This window comes from Mesorhizobium sp. M7A.F.Ca.CA.002.05.1.1 (assembly GCF_003998335.1).
Taxonomy (GTDB): Bacteria; Pseudomonadota; Alphaproteobacteria; order Rhizobiales; family Rhizobiaceae; genus Mesorhizobium.
In genome coordinates this window covers 1-633 of record NZ_RZQI01001548.1, presented here as the reverse complement: position 1 = coordinate 633, position 633 = coordinate 1, and the positions used below count along the sequence as shown (strand labels likewise).

1 pseudogene is annotated in these 633 nt (G+C 55.3%); it reads left to right on the top strand.

The annotated features are described in order from the left end of the window. Positions 1–364: 364 nt before the first annotated feature. Positions 365–633 (top strand): annotated as a pseudogene (locus EN939_RS36960) (DUF1236 domain-containing protein); the annotation flags it as partial.

Genomic DNA, 633 nt, shown 5'->3' with positions numbered 1-633 from the left:
GCACTACGATGCCGAACAGGCTCCATCCATCATAGGCGCGTTGCGCAGCCAGATAGTTCGGCCCGTCGAGCTTCATCTTGTTGAACATCGTGAAGAAATGCGCGGCGGCCGGAACGAAAGCCAATACAACGAAAATGAAGCTGACCACTCTCAGACTATAAATTGCCATATCCGGTCTCCTCTCAGGAGAGAGCTAGGGCAATCGGCAGAGTTGAAAAGGTCGTTTTAGCGGCGGCTTTCGCCCGCGATCGTATGATCTCAAGCGAGGTCGTTTTTTAGCCCTCACTCAACTATCTCGGAACATTTTTTTTGGGTGCTGGTTCTACGCACTGAAGGGACGAATCTTACCCAGGGAGATTTCCCCATGAAACATGTTCTCATTACCAGCATGCTGGCGATCGGGCTCGGCTGTGGAACGGCGATGGCTCAGACACAACAGCCCGAAAGCCAGTCTGGCGCAGACGCCAATTGCGCTTCCGGGCAAGCTGGCTGCCAGAATGGTTCCAAGATGGGCGAGCAGGCTCAGGACAAGACCAAGCTGAAGACTGACGAGCAGGCACAGGGCAAGGCCGGCACCACCACCGACCAGCAGGCTCAGGACAAGACCAAGATGCAAACCGACGAGCAGGCTCA